This window comes from Drancourtella sp. An57, assembly GCF_002161525.1.
Classification (GTDB): Bacteria; Bacillota; Clostridia; order Lachnospirales; family Lachnospiraceae; genus Sellimonas; species Sellimonas catena.
In genome coordinates this window covers 1-676 of record NZ_NFHY01000042.1, presented here as the reverse complement: position 1 = coordinate 676, position 676 = coordinate 1, and the positions used below count along the sequence as shown (strand labels likewise).

1 rRNA gene is annotated in these 676 nt (G+C 50.4%); it reads left to right on the top strand.

The annotated features are described in order from the left end of the window. Positions 1-676 (top strand): 23S ribosomal RNA (locus B5G11_RS16090); the annotation flags it as partial.

The following is a 676-nucleotide window of genomic DNA, read 5'->3' as shown; positions in this document are numbered from 1 at the left end:
GGAGTGAAAGAGAACCTGAAACCCTGTGTTTACAAGCTGTGGAAGAACGAGAAATGTTCAACCGCGTACTTTTTGTAGAACGGTCCGGCGAGTTACGCTGGCAGGCGAGGTTAAGGACTCAAGGTCCGGAGCCGAAGGGAAACCAAGTCTTAAGAGGGCGATCATAGTCTGTCAGAGTAGACCCGAAACCGGGTGATCTATCCATGTCCAGGTTGAAGTTGCCGTAAAAGGCAATGGAGGACCGAACCCACATCCGTTGAAAAGGGTGGGGATGAGGTGTGGATAGGGGAGAAATTCCAATCGAACCCGGAGATAGCTGGTTCTCCTCGAAATAGCTTTAGGGCTAGCCTCGATAGAGTCAGGTGGAGGTAGAGCACTGAATTTCCTAGGGGGCGTCAAAGCTTACCGAAGAATATCAAACTCCGAATGCCATGCTGATGCTTATCGGGAGTCAGACTGCACGAGATAAGTTGGGCAGTCAAAAGGGAAAGAGCCCAGACCTGCAGCTAAGGTCCCAAAGTGTGTGTTAAGTGGAAAAGGATGTGGGATTTCGAAGACAACTAGGATGTTGGCTTAGAAGCAGCCATCCATTGAAAGAGTGCGTAATAGCTCACTAGTCGAGAGGTCCTGCGCCGAAAATGTCCGGGGCTGAAACACACCACCGAAGCTCAGGAAT